General features: G+C 55.3%; 16 protein-coding genes and 1 pseudogene. 7 read left to right on the top strand and 10 right to left on the bottom strand.

The features are described from left to right. Positions 1–426 precede the first annotated feature (426 nt). Together AC07P6_RS17240 and AC07P6_RS17235 are read right to left on the bottom strand one after the other, a co-directional pair. Positions 427–630 (bottom strand): annotated as a pseudogene (locus AC07P6_RS17240) (DinI-like family protein). A gap of 192 nt (positions 631–822) precedes the next feature. Beyond that, a complete protein-coding gene (locus AC07P6_RS17235; protein WP_478313886.1) occupies positions 823–1698 on the bottom strand; it encodes a restriction endonuclease in 876 nt (291 codons plus the stop codon). A 375-nt stretch (positions 1699–2073) separates the two neighbouring features. On the opposite strand from AC07P6_RS17235, the gene AC07P6_RS17230 reads away from it, so the two are divergent. Next, complete coding sequence (locus tag AC07P6_RS17230; protein ID WP_478313884.1) at positions 2074–2346, top strand: putative hemolysin; 273 nt, start codon at positions 2074–2076, stop codon at positions 2344–2346. Here AC07P6_RS17230 and hslJ read toward each other — a convergent pair. The 3 genes from hslJ to AC07P6_RS17215 form a co-directional block, all read right to left on the bottom strand. Beyond that, the gene (gene hslJ, locus AC07P6_RS17225; RefSeq protein ID WP_182238258.1) at positions 2343–2783 is read right to left on the bottom strand and encodes a heat shock protein HslJ; all 441 of its coding nucleotides are present in this window, start codon (positions 2781–2783) and stop codon (positions 2343–2345) included. The genes AC07P6_RS17230 and hslJ overlap by 4 nt on opposite strands. A 125-nt stretch (positions 2784–2908) precedes the next feature. After that, positions 2909–3898, bottom strand: a complete 990-nt coding sequence (locus AC07P6_RS17220; RefSeq protein WP_110273415.1) for a 2-hydroxyacid dehydrogenase — start codon at positions 3896–3898, stop codon at positions 2909–2911. Between the two features lie 146 nt (positions 3899–4044). Further along, the gene (locus tag AC07P6_RS17215) at positions 4045–4545 is read right to left on the bottom strand and encodes a DedA family protein (protein ID WP_182238260.1); all 501 of its coding nucleotides are present in this window, start codon (positions 4543–4545) and stop codon (positions 4045–4047) included. 195 nt (positions 4546–4740) lie between these two features. Here AC07P6_RS17215 and AC07P6_RS17210 point away from each other — a divergent pair, with 195 nt between their 5' ends. From AC07P6_RS17210 to AC07P6_RS17200, 3 genes are read left to right on the top strand one after another with little or no spacing between them, the layout of a single operon-like run. Further along, entirely contained in the window at positions 4741–7380 is a 2640-nt protein-coding gene (locus tag AC07P6_RS17210) for a YdbH family protein (RefSeq protein WP_478313882.1), read from the top strand. Then, positions 7380–7565: a YnbE family lipoprotein gene (locus AC07P6_RS17205; RefSeq protein ID WP_110273412.1), complete on the top strand. Its 186-nt coding sequence runs from the start codon at positions 7380–7382 to the stop codon at positions 7563–7565. The genes AC07P6_RS17210 and AC07P6_RS17205 overlap by 1 nt, the downstream gene beginning before the upstream one ends. A gap of 7 nt (positions 7566–7572) precedes the next feature. After that, on the top strand, positions 7573–7896 hold the full coding sequence (locus AC07P6_RS17200; protein WP_110273411.1) for a YdbL family probable chaperone protein: 324 nt from the start codon (positions 7573–7575) through the stop codon (positions 7894–7896). Here AC07P6_RS17200 and feaR read toward each other — a convergent pair whose 3' ends face one another. Continuing rightward, positions 7897–8805, bottom strand: coding sequence for a transcriptional regulator FeaR (feaR, locus tag AC07P6_RS17195; protein ID WP_142467379.1), 909 nt, complete (start codon positions 8803–8805; stop codon positions 7897–7899). 235 nt (positions 8806–9040) lie between these two features. Between feaR and AC07P6_RS17190 the strand changes: the two genes are divergently transcribed. From AC07P6_RS17190 to AC07P6_RS17180, 3 genes are all read left to right on the top strand, one after another. Continuing rightward, the gene (locus AC07P6_RS17190; RefSeq protein ID WP_478313880.1) at positions 9041–10540 is read left to right on the top strand and encodes an aldehyde dehydrogenase family protein; all 1500 of its coding nucleotides are present in this window, start codon (positions 9041–9043) and stop codon (positions 10538–10540) included. Positions 10541–10759: 219 nt separating this feature from the next. Beyond that, entirely contained in the window at positions 10760–11950 is a 1191-nt protein-coding gene (locus tag AC07P6_RS17185) for an MFS transporter (protein ID WP_182238267.1), read from the top strand. A 29-nt stretch (positions 11951–11979) separates the two neighbouring features. Beyond that, the gene (locus AC07P6_RS17180) at positions 11980–12858 is read left to right on the top strand and encodes a LysR family transcriptional regulator (RefSeq protein WP_182238269.1); all 879 of its coding nucleotides are present in this window, start codon (positions 11980–11982) and stop codon (positions 12856–12858) included. A 37-nt stretch (positions 12859–12895) separates the two neighbouring features. On the opposite strand, the gene AC07P6_RS17175 is transcribed toward AC07P6_RS17180, so the two are convergent. The 4 genes from AC07P6_RS17175 to AC07P6_RS17160 are packed head-to-tail and all read right to left on the bottom strand — an operon-like array spanning position 12896 to position 16906. Beyond that, positions 12896–13627 (bottom strand): class II aldolase and adducin N-terminal domain-containing protein, encoded by a 732-nt coding sequence (locus AC07P6_RS17175; protein WP_478313878.1) that lies wholly within the window; start codon positions 13625–13627, stop codon positions 12896–12898. A gap of 4 nt (positions 13628–13631) precedes the next feature. After that, positions 13632–14462 (bottom strand): ABC transporter substrate-binding protein, encoded by an 831-nt coding sequence (locus AC07P6_RS17170; RefSeq protein WP_478313876.1) that lies wholly within the window; start codon positions 14460–14462, stop codon positions 13632–13634. 23 nt (positions 14463–14485) lie between these two features. After that, positions 14486–15358 carry a phytanoyl-CoA dioxygenase family protein gene (locus AC07P6_RS17165; RefSeq protein ID WP_182238275.1) on the bottom strand — a complete coding sequence of 291 codons (873 nt, stop codon included), beginning with the start codon at positions 15356–15358 and terminating at the stop codon, positions 14486–14488. 27 nt (positions 15359–15385) lie between these two features. Then, positions 15386–16906, bottom strand: a complete 1521-nt coding sequence (locus tag AC07P6_RS17160) for an amino acid ABC transporter permease/ATP-binding protein (protein ID WP_478313875.1) — start codon at positions 16904–16906, stop codon at positions 15386–15388. Between the last annotated feature and the right edge of the window lie 157 nt (positions 16907–17063).

Genomic DNA, 17063 nt, shown 5'->3' with positions numbered 1-17063 from the left:
TGCCGGTTAAATCGGGTTCGGAGTGGAAGTCTAAGGCCATTCATACGGATTCTGGTGAAGCTAAATCAGCGAAAACGTATTCTGTAAGCGGGCTTGTTCGTTGGACTGCAGGGATGAGTACTTCCAGCACCCGCATAGAAGTATGGATTCAGGGGAGTAGAGTCTTTACCGTTACATCTATTGGAAGAGACCTGGGAGCATCGCTTATTGGTGTAATACCTTTCCATGGGGTGCGTACTGATATCTATGACCGCACAGTCACCTGTGAAGTGGTTGTATCGGGTTCCGGTACTGCAGCATTGGTTGCTGGTACAGTGACGATGAGTCGTGGTTCTGGAGGTTGGGGAACGGCTTAACAAACTGAGAATTAAATAGTTAAGGGCTATATGGCCCTCTCTCTCATGCTTCAGTCAGCCAAAACTCAGCCTATTCAAACACTTCTTGAATGGCACGGCTGATTTGTTCTTTTCATGTTCGCTGGCCTCCGTACTAATGGAGGTCAGCAGTATCATTGGTTTTCACCCAGCCATCAGCATCAGGAGAAATGCGATGGACACGTCTCGTCAGCTCGGAGTTGATAATCTCCTGAGCACCAACTAAACCTCCTAATTCCCGCTTGTCATAAATCAATTAATAATGGTGGTTGTTAAAATCGTTAATGGAGAAAGTATTATTCTACAGCTCGTGAATATATTTTAGTTGTTATGCTTTTTTCGGCTGCTGAGTTAAAAGGAGATGATATATGAGTTAATATTTAAGCAAGGTACAGGGTCTATTATCCCTGTACCACGCACAATCTTTATGTATGAAATAACGACCATATTAGCTAACTTCAGGCGCATCAATCCACTCATCGAGAATCTGAATAAACGCGGCTATTTCATCATGATGGTAAAGATACACATCCAGCTTTTGCGCCGCTTGTCTGGCATGGGGAGTAAACTCGCTGTTGCTGACCACCATGGCCAGCAGGCAATCGTAGAATTGTTTAGCGGCGAAGACTTCCTGAATCGCTTTATTGCCAACTTTTCCCTGATAGTGTTTACACTGGACCGCCAGCCGACATCCCCGGTAATCGACCAGAATATCCAGACCGTGGTCGCCGCTGCCGCGCGTCACCTGGCAGGCGGCACCTGCTTTTTCAAAACAGCTGGCGACAAAATGCTCATAGTCGATTCCGCTTAAATGGGGGCTATAGCCTGGCGTATGCGGTTCGGGCATTTCGTCCACCACGCGCATGATCTCGCGCCTGACTATACGTTCGAACTGCCCGGGTAAAGTGAACGCGCGATAGCTCACGCGACCAGACCCCCATACTGACTCCGCCGGGTTGTTGTCCGGCCATAGCTGATTAAGCTGCTGCTGGTGTTGTTCAATCCAGTGGTTCAGGTCGTATTTAATGACGTGTTCGAAGAAGTATTCCAGCTCGCTAAACCACTTTTCATAGTGCTCAACACCATAATCGTCGGTAACGGTCAACGTACGTTCTTTACGCTTCAGCGTATTCAGATGCGATGAATAAAGGGGAGGCAGCGCATGCGTCAGCAAATAAGCCGCAAACGCACCAGCAACCATCTCTTCTTTGGCACGTTGAAAAAAGAGGCTTGAACGCGTGAGTTGGCTATTTTTTTCGATCCAGGTTATGGCATCATCGCCCCGAAACGCGACCTCACATGCTTCCAGCCAACGATCTTCCAATTGATACTGTTTGATAAAAGGTAAAAGTGAGCTCCTGAATGTCGTAAGTTCGTCTCTGGTTTTATCTGCTTCAGATTTAAACAAATTGCGTAACATGGCGATCCTGAATTTTTACGTGCGCGTATTCATGCGCTCATTCTGCAACGCGTCGGCTACTTAAGAAATATCTCAACGTATATTTTCACGATACCCCCTATTTATTAGTGGGGCCGATTGCTTGCAGGCTTTCTCGATAAGATCAACCTTTGCGCAAAAAAATTGCTAGAAAATGTTAATACGGCGCATAAATACGTACTTTGCCTCTCGACGCCGCTCGCTGTGCTGCCTATTATTCTTGGGTTTGTTCATTTTCAGATGTATCTGAGGGGAGAGAGAATGCGAGCAGCTTTTTTAGTCGGATGTGCCGCGTTGTTACTGTCGGCGTGTAGCAGTAACGATGAACCTGTTCAGCAGGCAACAGCGGCGCGCGTATCACCAGGGATGCGTGCTGCGATGAGCAGCAGCGGTGAGGCAAACTGCGCGATGGTCGGCGGCTCGTTATCGGTGGCCCGCCAGCTTGATGGCTCCGCTATCGGCATGTGCGCATTGCCAAACGGCAAGCGCTGCAGCGAGCAGGCGCTGGCAGGCGGAAGCTGCGGTAACTATTAATTCACCAGGTCGGCGAGTTTGTATACCAGCGTTTGATCGGCGGTGGCCAGCGTGAGCTGATTTTCCGTCAGGTCGACCTGTGCGCCTTCGCGCAGCATTTTACCGAGCGTAGCATCCAGCGAATTCAACTGCGGATCCGCGCATAACATTCGGGTCATTGCCAGCTCTTCAACCTTCAGCGCGCCGTCAGAGACTTTGCCCGTGCCGCTGAAACGGTTGCACATATTACCTGAAACGAACATCTTGCCAGTTATCGGCATCTTTTCGCCGAAGCTCAGCTCTAGCGGCTTATCTCCTGCTTTCAGCGGCTGCCCGTTGACGCTGGTTAGCACGAAACGATGGTGCTGAAGCTGCTCCGCTCCGGTCGACACCTTACTGTTATAGACGCAGCCCGATAGCAGCATTCCCGCCGCCAGCAGTGCAGCAAATTTGTTCATTTAATCTCCAGAAATATTTATCACATCAATAAATGAAGGGGATTGTAACTGTATCGCAGGTGATTTCTGTGGGGATTATCTGAATGTGCCCCCCGTGAGAGGGGAGCACAAAAGGGAAAGGAAAATCAGACCAGCGCGTTCGGGCAGGTTTCGCCAGCATCCACCTGACGCAGGTTGTCGAGGGTAGTTTGCGAAATACTGATCAACGCTTCCGCGGTCAGAAACGCCTGATGGCCGGTAAACAGCACGTTGTGGCATGCGGAGAGACGGCGGAAAACATCGTCCTGAATAACGTCGTTAGACTTATCTTCAAAGAACAGATCGCGTTCGTTCTCATAAACGTCCATCCCCAGTGCGCCAATTTTCTGGTGCTTCAGGGCGTCAATCGCTGCCTGAGAGTCGATCAGCGCACCGCGACTGGTATTGATGATCATCACGCCATCTTTCATCTGATCAAAAGCGGCGTGGTTCAGCAGATGATAGTTTTCATCCGTCAGCGGGCAGTGCAGGGAGATAACATCGGACTCTCTGTACAGCGTCTCAAGATCGACATACTCCACCCCCATATCCAGCGCGGCGGCGCTTGGGTAGGGATCAAATGCCAGCAGGCGCATACCGAAGCCTTTAAGAATGCGCAGCGCGGCGACGCCGATTTTACCGGTGCCGATAACCCCTGCGGTTTTACCGTGCATGGTGAAACCGGTCAGCCCTTCCAGAGAGAAGTTAGCGTCGCGGGTACGCTGATAGGCGCGGTGAATGCGGCGGTTCAGCGACATCATCATGCCGATAGCATGCTCCGCGACCGCTTCTGGCGAGTAGGCCGGAACGCGCACCACGCGCAGCCCCAACTCTTTGGCGGCATCGAGGTCAACGTTGTTGAACCCGGCGCAGCGCAGGGCGATGTACTTCACACCGTGGGCTTTAAGTTCTTCAAGCACCGGGCGGCTACCGTCATCGTTAACGAAAATACATACCGCTTCGCAGCCGTTGGCAGTTTTCGCGGTCTTTTCGGTTAGCAGGAAGTCAAAAAATTCAAGTTCAAAGCCGTATGCATCATTAACATGCTGCAGATACTTCTTGTCGTACTGCTTCGTACTATACACAGCGATTTTCATAAGACTTTTCTCCAGTGATAATACCGTCACGGTAGCATAATTAAAATAATCTTACAAATTCTCAAAATTAGTTTAATCATCAGGTTATAGTGATAATTCTAGAGCATATCGGCAGGTTCAGGAATCTCTTTGAAAGATAATGTTTTTTACCAGATATTAAGGCTAAATGCCCCGGGGATCAGCAGCATTAGCGGCCAGAGCAAACCGGAACTGACGTTAGCGAGCTGAAAATGCCAGTGAGAAGTGCCGCTGGCGCCGGTCACCAGCGGGACGGTGGCGCGCAGCGGAGAGAGAAAACGGCCAAAAAAGACCGCCCATGCGCCGTGACGACGCAGAAACAGCTGGCCACGGGCCAGACGTTCGGCATTAAGCCAGCGAATGCGATGCAGATGGTGTCGGTAGCGGCGTCCTGCCAGCCACGAGAGCCAGAATCCGCCGATTGCGCCGAGGCTGGCGCTAAGCCACATTAGCAAGAAATGCCCGACGCTGGCGGAGGCCAGGGTACCAAACAGCAGTAGCCCGGAGGTGCCCGGTATCAGCAGCGAGATAACGGCGCAGGATTTCGTGAACGTCAGCAGGAAAACCATCAGCAATACCAATGAATAATGGCGCTGAGCGTGCTCCACCAGCGAGATAATCAACTCCACAGGATCGCCCGTTTGTGATTGCAGATGTTAATCAGTGTCGCAGGGGAAAACTAAACATCGGCTCAATAGCTTGCTGGAGAATCACGCGACGGCGACTACGCTTAAACGGGACGGAAACTTTAACTCGCAGGTCGAACGTGCCACAATAACGGCCTCTCGGCTTTTACTTATTTTGAATCAGGATATTAGCTGCCCATGAAGGGTAAATATAAAGCCGCCATCGCGCTATTATTAGCACTCGTGTTGCTACCGCTGGCTTTGTTGTTGACGCTCACCCATTGGGTCCCCACGCTGGCGGGGATCTGGCTGCCTGCCGGAACCCGGATCGCCCTGAATGACAGTCCACGCCTGACGCGCACCTCGCTGCGTATCCCCGATCTGCGCTATCTGGTGGGCGACTGCGAAATCGCTCGCGTCACTAATGCCGAGCTGTCCCGTCCCAGTCGCTGGCGTTTACATATCACTGAGCTGGATGTTAACAGCGCCTGTCTGAACAAGCTGCCGGAGAGCGAAGCCGCTCCCGGTGCGCCGAAAACCCTCGCCGAATGGCAATCGATGCTTCCTTATAGCTGGCTGACCATTGAAAACCTGCGTCTGTCGCCGTGGGAAAAATGGCAAGGGCGGCTGGTGATGTCGCTCACGCCAGAGCAGCAGGATATTGGCTATGCCGGAAAAGAGATTTCTGTTCAGGCGCGGCTGCGCGGCCAGGCGCTGACGGTCAGCAACTTTTCCGCGCGTTTAGTGGAAGATCAGGCCCCGGTGAAGTTGGTGGGCGAGTTTCATATGCCGCTGGTGCCGGACGGCTTCCCGGTCGATGGTCACCTGTTCAGCACCTTCGAGTTTGCGCAAGCGCCCGGGCTGGTGGATGCCGAACTCGAGTGGCAAGAGAATCGCGGACAGCTGTTGGTTACGCCACGCGGTGAAGTGGAGCCAATGCTTGACCTGCCGTGGGAAATTACGCCCGATCGTATCGCCATCAGCGATGGCCGCTGGCACACCGAATACGCCGGTAATGCGCTGAGCGGTCGCGTCGCGCTGTCGGTAGGTAACTGGCAGCAGGGTAGTGAGCAGATGCAGGTGAGCGGGCGGCTGAACGTGCTGACCCAGGGTCAGGCCGGTAAGGGCAACGCGGTGCTGAATATCGGCCCCGGTAAGTTGAGCATGGATAACAGCGACATGCCGCTCCAGCTGACCGGTGAAGCCAAGCTCGGCGATCTGATTTTTTATGCCAAACTGCCCGCACAGCTGAGTGGTCCGCTCACCGCGCCGGTGCTCGATTTTCATCCCGGCGCGCTGCTGCGTTCGCGCGGGCGAGTGATTGATTCGCTCAATATTGATGAGATCCGCTGGCCGCTGGCGGGCGTTAAAGTGACCCAACAGGGCGTGGATGGTCGCTTGCAGGCCATTCTGCGCGCCCACGAGCAGGAGATGGGCGACTTTACGCTGCATCTTGACGGTCAGGCCGACAACTTCATGCCCGACCGCGGTCGCTGGCAGTGGCGCTATTGGGGCGAGGGCCATTTTACGCCGATGCAGGCGCGCTGGGATGTCAAAGGCGCAGGGGAGTGGACCGACAGCGCCATCGTGCTCAACAGCTTGTCTACGGGCTTCGATAAGCTGCAATACGGCTCCATGCTGGTCAGCACGCCGCGTTTGACGCTGGAAGAGCCGATCCACTGGCTGCGCGATGAACAGCACCCGAAACTGACCGGAGCGCTGTCGCTGGACGCCGGAAAAACCACCTTTAGCGGCGGCAGCGAACTCCCGCCCTCGACGCTCAAATTTAACGTCGATGGGCGCGACCCGACCTGGTTTCAGTTCAACGGTTCATTGCATGCGCAAAGCATTGGTCCGGTGCGCGTTACCGGGCGCTGGGACGGCGAACGACTGCGTGGACAGGCGTGGTGGCCAAAACAGTCTTTAACCGTGTTCCAGCCGCTGGTGCCGCCCGAGTGGAAAATGAATCTACGCGAAGGCGAGTTGTACGCTCAGGTGGCGTTCTCTGCCGCCGCCGATCAGGGTTTTGAAGCGGGCGGGCACGGCGTCCTGAAAGGCGGTAGCGCCTGGATGCCGGATAACCAGATTAACGGCGTCGATTTCGTTCTGCCGTTCCGCTTTAGTGAAGGTACCTGGCAGCTCGGTACCCGTCATCCGGTATCGCTGCGTATTGGGGAAATCGTCAACCAGTTCACTTCGCGTAATCTGACGGCGGATCTCCAGGGCTCTTACCCGTGGAGCGAAGACGCCCCGTTGCAGCTCAGCAACGTCAGCGTCGATATACTCGGCGGCAAGCTGACCATGCAGCAGTTGCGGATGCCGCAGCATGATCCGGCGCTGCTTCGTCTGCAAAATATCTCCAGCAGCGAACTGGTTAGTGCTATCAAAGTGAAGCAGTTTGCGGTTTCCGGACCGTTTAACGGTGCGCTGCCGCTGTGGCTGAATAACGATAAATGGATAATCAAGGACGGCTGGTTCAATAATCCGGGGCCGATGACAATGCGCCTGGATAAAGACACAGCGGACGCGCTGGTGGCCGACAACGTCTCCGCCGGGGCGGCGATAAACTGGCTGCGCTATATGGAAGTCGCCACCTCGTGGACGCGCATCAACCTCGATAACCTTGGCGTACTGACGCTGAAGGCGACGATTAGCGGCACCAGCCGGGTAGAGGGCAAAAGCAACACGGTGCACTTAAACTATTCCCATGAAGAGAATATTTTTGACCTGTGGCGCAGCTTGCGTTTTGGCGACAATTTGCAAGCGTGGCTTGAACAAAATGCCAGGCTGCCCGCGCAGCGCTGTCAGGACAGTAACACCTGTAAGGAACAACAATAATGATCAAACTACTCACCGCCTTTCTGGCGACCATGCTGCTGGCGGGCTGTACGCCGCGCATTGAGATTGCGGCATCAAAGGAGCCGATCACCATCAATATGAATGTCAAAATTGAGCATGAAATTCATATCAAGGTGGATAAAGATGTTGAGAATCTGCTCAAATCGCGTAGCGATCTGTTCTGAGGCGATGATGAGAAAACGACTGTTAACTGCGACGCTGGCGCTCGTGTTATTCAGCACTCAGGCACTGGCTTTAACCTTGAACGAAGCTCGCCAGCAGGGGCGGGTAGGCGAAACCCTCAATGGCTATCTTGAACCGCTGCGACAGGATAAAGAAACCCTGGCGTTGGTTAAACAGATTAATGCTGCGCGCAGTGAGAGCTATCAGCAACTGGCGGATGACAACAATCTGCCAGTGGATCAGGTAGCGAAAATGGCCGGGCAGAAGCTGGTCGCCAGGGCGCAACCGGGGGAATATGTGCAGGGCCTTAACGGCAAATGGCTGAAAAAATAGCTAACGGCAGCGCTTGCGATACTCCCCCGGCGAGATGCCGAAGCGTTGCTTAAAGGCGGTGGAAAAGTGGCTATGATCGCTGAAACCCCAGCTGTAGCCAATCCCCGCCAGCTTTTCGTCATCATGTGCGCTCTGCAACGCGCGGGCGCACAGATCGAGCCGACGATTCTTAATGTACTGCGCGACCACCAGCCCCTTTTCAGCAAACAGCCGATACAGACTGCGTACCGACATCCCGGTTTCGCTGGCCAGCCACTCCGGGCGCAGGTGTTCCGCCTGAATTGACTCATCGATTAAATCCATGATTTTGCGAAACTGCTTATCGCGCCGCGATGGCTGAGCCTCCTGATGATGCAGCATCGGACGCAGCAGGCAGACAATCGCCTCCAGCGCCGCTTCGCTTTCGCTTGCCGACAGCTCTGGGCTGTTCATACTTTCTCGCAGCAGACGCTGGCTTAGCTGAACCATCGGCAGGCTTTTCGCCAGCCGGGTGGCAATGCAGATTTCGCTGCCGCGCAGTTGCTGTTCGAGCAGCGTTCTTGGTAATAACAAGGAGGCCTGACGCGAGGTCTGCTGCCAGACAATCGAGCACGGACGGGAAGCATCAATCAGCGTGATATCGCCGGTTTCGAGTAGCGCCTGACGGCCATCCTGCTCGACGGTCGCCTGGCCGGAAAGCTGGAAAACAGTATAAAACCAGGCGTCATTGTCGCGCTTAATTTCTTGCCGGGTACGATAAAGGTTGATGCCGCGAGCGGTAACGGTACTGACTTTCAGGCTGCCCGCATAGCTGGCGTCTATTTCACCGTGAAAATTATCATCCAGCGGCCGGGCGGCGAATTGCCCGCAGACTTGATTGATTTTTGCTAACCAATGCTGGTAATCCTGCCCACGATTTGCCGTGCTCATCGCGCATCCATTGTAATAATAATGTTTTTGTATTGTTGCATTTATGGTTCTGGAGGCAAGGGCCGGAGGCGGAGTATATGAAAGAACTATTACCTGCGGCACATTTTCTGTCCGCGTAATCGGCTTAATTGCGGAGCCTGTCACAGCGGCACAAGCGAATGTCACAGAGAAAAAAGCGCGAATGGCGACCCCGACTTAGACTGAAACCACTATCCGCGAACAATAAGGAAGGGGTATGTCCACATCACAGGTCGCGCTACTTGCCAGCGTGCAGCAGTTTTTAGACAGACAGCATGGTTTGTACCTCGATGGTGCGCAGCAGACGGCAGAGAGTGAAAAGCGCTTAACCGTCTGGAACCCGGCCACCGGGCAGGCTATCGCCAGCACGGCGGATGCCAATGCCGCAGACGTCGACCGCGCGGTGATGTCTGCGTGGCGTGCGTTTGTCTCCCGCAGCTGGGCCGGGCGCACGCCCGCGGACCGCGAACGCATATTGCTGCGCTTTGCCGATCTGGTTGAACAGCATGGCGAAGAACTGGCGCAACTGGAGACCCTTGAACAGGGTAAATCAATCAACATTTCTCGCGCCTTTGAAGTGGGCTGCACCCTGAACTGGATGCGCTATACCGCCGGGCTGACCACTAAGATCAGCGGCCGAACGCTTGACGTGTCGATTCCGTTTCCGCAGGGGGCGCGCTATCAGGCGTGGACCAAAAAAGAGCCGGTTGGCGTCGTGGCCGGGATCGTGCCGTGGAACTTCCCGTTGATGATTGGCATGTGGAAAGTGATGCCCGCGCTGGCGGCTGGCTGCTCTATTGTCATTAAACCGTCGGAAACTACGCCGCTGACCCTGCTGCGCGTGGCGGAACTGGCAACGGAAGCGGGCGTGCCGGATGGCGTGTTCAACGTGGTCACCGGTAGCGGTGCCGAATGCGGCGCAGCGTTAACCTCGCACCCGCAAGTGGCGAAGGTGAGCTTTACCGGCTCGACTGCCACCGGTAAACAGATTGCCCGCGTGGCCGCCGACCGCCTGACCCGCGTAACCCTGGAATTAGGCGGTAAAAACCCGGCTATCGTACTCAAAGATGCCGATCCCCAGTGGGTGATCGAAGGGTTGATGACCGGTAGCTTCCTCAACCAAGGGCAAGTTTGCGCCGCTAGCTCACGGATTTACATCGAAGCGCCGCTGTTCGATACGCTGGTGAATGGTTTCGAACAAGCGGTGAAATCGATGAAGGTGGGACCTGGCATGCTGGAGAGCAGCCAGATAAACCCGGTGGTGTCGAAGGCGCACTGCGCCAAAGTGGCGGCGTATCTCGACGAAGCCCGCCAGCAGAACGCGGAACTGATCAGCGGCAGCGTTGGCCCTGACGCGCAGGGTTTCTACATACCGCCGACGCTGGTGATTAACCCGGATGCTAACCTGCGCCTCACTCGTGAAGAGGTGTTTGGCCCGGTGGTCAACCTGGTGCGCGTTGCCGACGGTGAAGAAGCGCTACGGCTGGCCAACGACAGCGATTTCGGCCTGACCGCCAGCGTGTGGACGCGTGATTTGACTCAGGCGCTGAACTATACCGACCGTCTACAGGCGGGCACAGTGTGGGTTAACAGCCATACGTTGATTGACGCCAACCTGCCGTTTGGCGGCATGAAGCAGTCCGGTACCGGACGCGATTTTGGCCCTGACTGGCTGAATGACTGGTGCGAAACGAAATCGGTTTGCGTGCGGTATTAGCGGTATTTTTCCCGGTGGTGGCTAACGCCCTACCGGGGCTACGGCCCTGCGTGGGTGTGGTAGTTCGGACAGGTGCGATCATCAGGATAGTCGCCGTATCTCGCTCTTCGACGCCATCACCATGACATAAAAATATTAATGTCTGATATAAAATCGATAATTTCAGTTATGTCTTAATTCTCCGTATTTTTATCGCCTCTTCATTTTTCGGAGGCGATTATGCCGCTCGTTATTTATATCTTCACCCTCAGCGCGTTTGCGCTGGGTTTAGCTGAATTTGTACCCATCGGACTGACTGACGTGATGGCAAACGGATTAGGCGTGAGCATTGAACAGAGCGGTGGTGCGGTGACGGCCTATGCGCTGGGTGCCACCGTGGCCGCACCGGTTCTCACCGCGCTTACCGCGTCCTGGAGTCGTAAAAATGTGATGCTGGTGACCGCCGTGGTTTTCACGCTGGGAAGTTTCGCCGCGGCCTTTGCCGCCAATCTGACGCTGCTGTTGGCGGCGCGGTTTATCGCCGGACTGGGCCATGGACTGTTTCTCGCCGTCGCGTCAAGCACCGCCGCACGTCTGGCGGGCCCGAAAAAGGCCGGTAGCGCCGTGGCGGTAGTGTTCGGCGGATTCACGCTTGCCATGGCTATTGGCGTGCCGGCCAGCACCGTTCTGGCCGGTGTGGTGCCCTGGCGTTATGTAATGGCAGCGATTGGCCTCTTTGGTGCGATTGGCTTCTTTGGGCTGCTGTTTGGTATGAAAGATGCGCTGGCTACGCCAAAAAATGCGCAAGGCAATTCTGCGCTCAGTCATCTTGCCACGATGCTTAATCCCACCTTGCTGGCCGGGGCGCTAGTAACAGTACTGGCCTACGGCGGCTCGTTTACCGCCTATACCTATATTGCGCCACTTCTGACGACGAAAACCGGCGTGACGACGGCAACGGTCAGTATATTCATGCTGATCTACGGTGTGATGGCGGCGTTGGGTAATATCCTCGGTGGCAAAATGACTGATGCACTTGGCGTTAATCGCGCCTCGGTACTGATTGTGTTGGGGATCATTATCGTCACGGCGGGAATGTGGCTATTCAGTGGTTCGCTCTGGCTCATGGGAATTCTGGTTGCCCTGTTAGGGATGCTGACTTTTGCCGCCGTACCTGCGCTACAAGCTCGCCTTATTAGCATTGCCCAGACTCATGCGCCGCACGCTCACGGCGTAGCCGCCGGGCTCAATATCGCCGGTTTTAACTCGGGAATCGCTCTGGGTTCGGTGCTGGGAGGGATAACAATCGTTCACGCGGGTATCGTGTGGGTAGGGCTTGCTGGTGCGCTGCTCTCATTACTGGGTTTGGGATTATTGTGGTGGCAAATTACGCGTCGTCTTGCCGCTGGCGCGGAGGGTGCGGTAGCCTAATAAGCAAATTAAACGAAGAGTAACCCTGAATGAGCCATCTGACCCACCTGCGAACCTTTCTTGAAGCATACAGAACTGGCTCATTTTCCCGTGCTGCGGAGCAACTTGGGATCACCCAGCCCGCAGCCTCGCAGCATATTCAGGCGCTGGAGTCGCTGGTGGGTAAACCGCTATTCGTCCGCCAGGCTCGTGGGGTCAAGGCCACGGACGCGGCGGAAGAGCTGGCTCGGGCCGTTGCACCGTTTATTGACGGTGTGGAGGCGAAAATTGCCAGCTATCGTCCACAGGTAGATGCGGGTGGGACGGTCTATTTTGTCGGCTCCTCGGATTTTGTTTATTACCGTTTTACCCCAACCCTCGCAAAATTAATGAATGCCGGATATCGGGTGCGCTTTCACGTGGGCGACCGGGCGAGAATTTATGCCATGCTGGGGGATGACAGCGTCGACTTTGCCATTACCGCCAGCGTGCCGGATGAAAAAAATTACCACTACTGCTTGCTGCATACGGAAAGAATGCTGCTGGTGCATAGTCCTGCGTTGACCGACGCCATTGGTGTGGCGCCTGACATGACTACCCTCAGCCAACTGCCGCTGATCGCGTTTGACGAAGATCTACCGCTGATTCGAACGTTGTGGCAGACGATGTTCCATAGCGCACCGCCGTTGCAGGCGGCATTGACGATCCCGGACATGCGGGTTATCCGCCAGATGGTGATCGACGGGCAGGGCTGGAGCGTGCTGCCGGATTATCATTGCGCCGATGCTTTGGCGCAGGGCAGGTTAGTCTCACCGACGCCAGTCGAGATCTCACCGACCAGCTATCTTTACCTGGTGTGGCATAAAAAGCGGGAAAACCCGCGCTTAAACCGTATCCGCGAGACTATCACCGCCGATTTTGCTTCGTAGAGGGATATCCCCGGACGCGGTTGTCCGGGGAAACCAGCTAATCCAGCAACGACGGATCGGCGTCGATCATTATCTGCTTCATCTCTTCGAAATGCTGACGTGAAAAGTCGGCGATATCCTCCCAATCATGAGCGGTTTTCTCCGCCACCTCATCAGAGAGTTGCTTCAGCGGCTGCCCCGTTGACCAGGCGGTCACCAGAATCTGGCAGGCGCGCTCCAGCGTCCAGATATCATCGAATGCCTCGCCAATAGACGGGGCGGTTACCAGCACGCCGTGGTTGCCCATCAGCAGTCGGCGCTTATCGGCCAGCAGCGACGCCAGTCGGGCGCCTTCCGCCGTGGTGTCTGCCATGCCGCCATAAAGCGTATCGACGGCAACGCGGTTAAAATAGCGCGCTGTATTCTGATCCACCGGCGGGATATGCGGCGTCTCCAGGCAAGCCACGCTAGTGGTGTAAACCGGATGCAGGTGCAGCACCACCCGCACCTCCGGTAGACGCTGGTGGATTTGCCCGTGAATCGCCCACGCCGTGGCGTCTACATCCACCCGATGGGCGCAAGTTTCATCATCAGCATCCAGCAGCAGTAGATCGCTGGCACGGATCCGCGAAAAGTGTTTCCACTTCGGGTTCAGCAGGAACTTTTTGCCGTCCGCCGAGATGGCCGCGCTAAAGTGGTTGGCCACCGCCTCGTGCATCCCGAGATGGGCGATGATGCGAAAGGTAGCCGCCAGGTCGATACGCGTCTGTTCTTCATAAGACCGGGCCATATAATTACTCCGCTTTTGGCATCAGGGTTTGCAGATCCTCTTGCGTCGGTGCCTGGAAGTTGTATTTCTTCAGCAACGCAGCGTATTCCGGCGTGGCGCTGTATTTCTTCAGGCCTTCTTCCAGTGCGGTTTTCACCTCACTGTTGCCTTTTTTCACCCCAAAACCGTTCAGCACCGGATAAATCAGGGTTTCCGATGAGATAACCACCCGATCGCCAAGTTTATCAATGACGCCGCGCGCCACCGCCGCATCGGTGATTTGCGCCTCTACTGCCCGCGACAGCAGCGCCTGAGTGGTTTGCGGGTCGGTGGTGTATTCACTGAGCGCAATCGGCTTCAGGCCCTTTTTCACGCAGTAATCGGTGGAGAGCTTTTGCAATTGCGCCAACCATGAGGTGGCTCCCATGGAACCAATTTTGTGGCCGCAAAACTCTTCTGGCGTTTTCGGCTGATAATCACTGCCTTTCAGCGCGAGGATTGCTTCGCCGCTCTTCAGATAGGGCACCATATCGATAACCTTCAGACGTTCGGCGGTGATGTACATCGACGAGTTGGTGATATCAAAACGCCCGCCCTGTAAGCCCGGAATTAAATTCGGAAAACGGGTATCAATATTCACCGCCTCGCGGCCCATGGTTTTCGCTAGTCCGGCAAGGAACTCGATGTCGAATCCGGCGGGTTTGTTGTTTTCCATATATTCATACGGGAAAAAGGTCATATCCGAACCCGCGGTGATTTTCCCCGGCTGCTGGAAGGCCAGCGAGCTAAAGGACGTCAGGGCTCCGGTGGCGCAAAGGAGCAGGGCAGCAGGGCGCAAAGCATTAATACGTTTCATACAACCTCCAGGGAGTGGGCAAATTACATGCTGGCGCGATCGGTACCGGCCTGCTGGACGAAAAAGGATGCGCCGCGCGGTTTTTGCGGCAGGCGTAAATGATTAACGGTACTGCGCACCAGGCCGCTCTCTTCGCCGGCAACCATCTGACCGGCATGAATGCTGGGTAGCGGATTTTCGCCATACGGCAGGGCGTCCTCCGCTGCATACACGCTGATAAACAGCGTACGCGGCAGGTCTGTTTCATTCGGGCTGGAGGCGTGGAGCAGGCGAGTGTGCATAAAACATACCGATCCCGATGGCCCAAAACAGGCTTGCGGCTGTTGGCAGTGGGCCGCTTCAACCTGCGGGTCCACCGAGCCGGTAAAGCGCGCGTTTTGCCAGTGGGACCACAGCGGTCCCTGATGGCTGCCCGGCACCACGTTGAGCGGGCCATTTTCCGGCGTCACTTCACTGACCATTAGCAGGGCGGTGATGATGTCGTCGTTACTGTGCGGGGTAAACAGAAAATCCTGATGCCATTTTACCTGCGTTGCGGTGTGCGGCAGTTTGGAGTTTATTTTGCTGTGATGAAAACGCGTTCCGCTGCCGCCGATAAGCTGACCGGCAATCGCCGCCATCTTTGAATCTAGCGCGGCGTGGCAGTAGGCGGCGGAAATCTCCGTGGGCGAACTTACCCGGCGCAGCGAAGGATGGTGGGCCGCGTGATCGCTTTCCAGATCGAAACGCGGTCGACCGTCGAGAGTTTCCCCCCAGACTTCGCTATGCTGCCGACTCTCTTCGACCCAGGCGTCGAAATCGGCTTGCAACAGGGCGACTTCCTCTGCGTTAAGCACCTCTTCGACGACCAGAAAACCCTGCTGATGAAACTGTTCGATTTGCCACTGCGCAATCATAATCTTCTCCTTTGAGGAACGGAGGCGTTAAGCCAAAGAGACATCTTTCAGGAAGGCATCCACGCGCGGGTGTTGGCCGTCGCGCATTGCCGCAGGCGTGTCGTCGCAGACCACGCGACCTTTTTCCATAAACACAATTCGGTCGGAAACCTTGAAGGCAAAGTTCATCTCATGGGTGACGATCACCATGGTGATGCCTTCATGAGCCAGCGATTCGATAACCTGTAGCACCTCGTTAACTTTTTCCGGATCCAGCGCCGAAGTGGGTTCATCAAACAGCATAATTTGCGGGCGCATCATCAGCGCGCGGGCAATCGCCACCCGCTGCTGCTGGCCGCCGGAAAGCTGATGCGGATACTTCCACGCGTGTTCCAGCATGCCGACTTTATGCAGCAGTTCGCAGGCGTGCTGTTTCAGCTCGCCTTCGCTGGCCAGATGGTGATAGCGCGGCGCCAGCAGCAGGTTGCCGAGAACGGTCAGGTGGGGGAACAGGTTGAAGCTCTGGAATACCATGCCGATATTCTGGCGATGTTCGCTGTTCTCCATAAAACGCGGCTTCTGTTGTCCCTGCCGATCCAGGTGAATAAAAGGTTGTCCGTTGATTTTGATCTCGCCGTTATCGATCTGCTCAAGACCGTTTAGCAGGCGAATCAGCGTCGTTTTACCGGAACCAGACGGGCCGATAACGGAAACCACCTCACCGGGCTGAATTTGCAGGCTGACCGCGCCCAGCACTTCGACATTGTTATAGGCTTTATGCAGCTTTGAGGCCTGTAGCGCGGGTTCCTGCGCTGCGCTGACGCTGCGGGCCATCGCCGGACGCCGGACCGTCGCCAGTCGTTGCATTTCCTCATCCACCGGGCGCGTGGTTTTGCGCTGAGTGACATCGAGCCAGGTCTCCAGGCGTTTGAGCAGGAAATCAAAGACCGTGACGATCAGGATGTAATAAAACGCCACCGCCGCCATGGTCTCCATCACCAGGAAATTCTGCGAATAGAGGCGCTGGCCGACCATTAAGATTTCGGTCAGAGAGATGACCGATACCAGCGAGCTGAGCTTGACGATGGCAATATACTCATTGGCCAATGCAGGCAGGGCGACGCGCAGCGCCTGTGGGATCACCACCCGCCACTGGGTTCCGGCATAGCGCAGCCCGAGCGCGCGAGCGGCTTCGCTTTGTCCTTTAGGGATCGACAGCAGCCCGCCGCGATGGATTTCAGCGATGTAGGCGGCCTCGCTAAGTACCATCGCCAGCAGCCCGGCCCAGAACGGGTCGTTCAGCACCGGCGCAAATGACGGCAGCGCCTGGGGCATGTTGTAGACAAAAATCAGCAGCACCAGTAGCGGCATACTGCGAAACAGCCAGATATAGAGGCGGGCAGGCACATTAAACAGCTTGCGCATCGACTGTTTTGCCAGCGCCAGAATAAATCCCAGCACAATACTGAAAGCCCAGGTCAGCAAACTTAATTTGATGACGGTCCAGGTGGCCTGCCAAAAATCGACATCGCTGAGCAGGCTTAACATATAGTTCCAGTTAAACGTCATGGGCTATTTCACTCGCCATCATTAACGGAAATTAAGGCGACTCCAATGTTCTAAAATGGGGAGTCGCCAGCGTTCATATTGCAATGACACTATGCTGGCAGTATTCCACTGGAGGCAATTAGTAAATTTTTGGTCTTTAAGTTTAAAAAAACTATAC

This window comes from Klebsiella sp. GFKo11 (genome assembly GCF_056490265.1).
The sequence above is the reverse complement of the archived record's forward strand: the minus strand, read 5'-3'. Positions and strand labels throughout refer to the sequence as shown.